Annotated in this window: 3 protein-coding genes; all 3 read right to left on the bottom strand. The window is 73.0% G+C overall.

Annotation, left to right across the window (positions count from 1 at the left end; translation table 11 throughout):
- Positions 1 to 123 precede the first annotated feature (123 nt).
- Positions 124 to 792, bottom strand: coding sequence for a ribulose-phosphate 3-epimerase (gene rpe, locus HMPREF3086_RS16380; protein WP_070722970.1), 669 nt, complete (start codon positions 790 to 792; stop codon positions 124 to 126).
- 67 nt (positions 793 to 859) lie between these two features.
- A complete protein-coding gene (locus HMPREF3086_RS19975; protein ID WP_311200404.1) occupies positions 860 to 1,465 on the bottom strand; it encodes an alpha/beta hydrolase family protein in 606 nt (201 codons plus the stop codon).
- A gap of 303 nt (positions 1,466 to 1,768) precedes the next feature.
- A partial coding sequence (locus HMPREF3086_RS16370; protein ID WP_371441679.1) for an RsmB/NOP family class I SAM-dependent RNA methyltransferase occupies positions 1,769 to 2,392 on the bottom strand: 624 nt, incomplete at its 5' end.

Here is a 2,392-nt window from a genome sequence, read left to right as displayed (position 1 = left end):
CGTCGAGCACCACTGCGCCGACAGGCGGGTTGGGAGTGCTCACGCCGAGAGCGGACCGGGAGACCGCGATCGCCTCGGTCAGGGCGTGGCGTTCCCGGCCGGGCGCGCCGTCGAGGGGCACGCTCACGTCCGCGCGGCGAGTGCCCGGTCGCGCAGGGTCCCGATCATCGCGTCCGGGTCCGGCGCGCCGTAGACCGCGGATCCGGCCACGAACACGTCGCACCCGGCGGCCGCGCACTCCCCGATCGTGTCGGCATCGATTCCGCCGTCGATCTGGATGAGCACGTCCAGGCCGCGGCGGTCGATCTCGGCCCGCAGGGCGCGGACCTTGTCCAGCATCTCCGGCATGAACTTCTGACCGCCGAAGCCCGGCTCGACGCTCATCACGAGCACCAGGTCCACGTGTTCGAGGAGTTCGAAGCACATCTCGGCGGGCGTCCCCGGCTTGATCGACACGCCGGCCCGGCTGCCCTTGGCGTGCAGCAGGTCGGCCACCGCCACCGGGTCGTCGGCGGCCTCGAGATGGAACGTCACGTTCGCGGCGCCGGCGTCCACGTAGTCGGCCACCCAGCGCAGCGGGTTCTCGATCATGAGATGGCAGTCCATGAACGTGTCCGTCACCCGGCCCACCGCCTTCGCCACCGGCGCCCCGAAGGACAGGTTGGGGACGAAGTGACCGTCCATGACGTCCACGTGGATCCAGTCGGCGGACGGGATGCGCTCGATCTCACGGTCCAGGCGGGCGAAGTCGGCGGACAGGATCGACGGCGCGATGAGCGGCTGGTACGACATGGCATCCAGTCTAGGCGGGCGCGCTCCGGGGCCGGCCGACGGCGGGGAGCGTCACCGCGCCCGTGGGTCAGGCGGTCGGGCCCGTCAGCGACAGGCAGAACTCCAGCTGGTCCGCGACGATCTTCTCGAAGTGCGGGTCGACGTAGGGGTCGAAGTGCTCGCACGGGTACTCCAGATACCGGCCGCGCGGGATCCGCTCCGCGGCCCGGCGTGCGGTCGCCGCGGGGGTGATGGCGTCCCCGGTCGCGATCTGTACCAGCGTGGGGCAGGTGATCCGGCGGGCCCGGCGTATCGGCGAGTAGAAACCGATCCGCGCCAGGATCCGCGCGGCGACGTCGTCGCGGAAATCGGTACGGCGTACCCCCGAGTCGGCCACCAGCCGGTCGACGGCGGGATCGGCGTCGGGGCTCGTCATGACCGCCGTGTCCCCCGGGCGACCGACGAGAGGGACATAGCGCGGTTCCCGCTGCCGCATCCAGCGCCACAGGTCGTCGAGGACGGCCGGGGCGAGCCGGCGTGCGGCGGCGAGGCCCGTCGCCCGCACAGCGGCCGGGCCGCTGACATGGGGCACCTGGGCGACGACCCCTGCCAACCGCTCCCCCGTCCCGGCGAGGGTGAGGACGTGCCCTCCGGAGAACGACGTGCCCCACGCGATGACGCGGTCCCGGTCCACCGCGGGCAGCGCACGCGGGTGAAGGCGAGCGCGGCCCGCCAGTCGTCCAGCTGGCGGCGGATGTCGAGCAGTTGACGGGGAGACCCGCCGCTCGCCCCGAAGTGCCGGTAGTCGAAGACCACCACCACGAACCCCGCGTCGCGGAACCGTTCGGCGTACGCGGGCAGACGCAGGTCCTGGATACATCCGAACCCGTGGGCCATGACGATCGCCGGGGCCCCTTCGGTAGGGTCACCGGCCAGCGCATCCGGACGGTAGATCCAGGCAGCACAGTCCACCCCGTGCGAGACGAACCGGGTCTCGTCACGCAGCGTGCCTCCGTCGCAACGCGGCCATGAACATCGCATCGGTGCCGTGCCGGTGCGGCCACAACTGCACCCACGGGCCCTCCCCCGCCGCCGCGTGTGCGCCGCCCTCGCCGAACCCGGTCCCGATGCCCGCGAGGATCTCCCTCACGTCGAGGGTGTCCACGTCGTCCCGGCGTGCCGCCTCCCGGACCACCGACACCGTCTCCGACAGGTGCGGCGAGCACGTCGCGTACAGCACCACACCCCCCGGGCGGACCAGCCGCAGAGCCGAGTCGAGCAGCTCGCGCTGCAGCGCGACCAGTCCCGGGATGTCCGCCGCGGTTTTGCGCCAGCGCGCCTCCGGGCGACGACGTAGTGCACCCAACCCCGAGCACGGTGCGTCGAGGAGCACGCGGTCGAAGCCGGGCTCGAGCCCGGGATCCCGCCCGTCGGCCGTGTGTACGGTCACCGGCAGGTCCCGTGTGGCCTCCCGCACGAGGTCGGCCCGGTGCGGCGACACCTCGACGCCGGTGAGGGTCCCGCCCTCGATCTCCGCGAGCGCGCCCAACATCACCGCCTTGCCGCCCGGGCCGGCGGCCAGGTCGAGCCAGCGACCGGTGTCGGGGCCCGCGAGCGGGGC

Source organism: Dietzia sp. HMSC21D01, from assembly GCF_001815995.1.
Classification (GTDB): Bacteria; Actinomycetota; Actinomycetes; order Mycobacteriales; family Mycobacteriaceae; genus Dietzia; species Dietzia cinnamea.
Note: the sequence above shows the minus strand (reverse complement) of the source record. Positions and strands in the feature narration are given on the sequence as shown.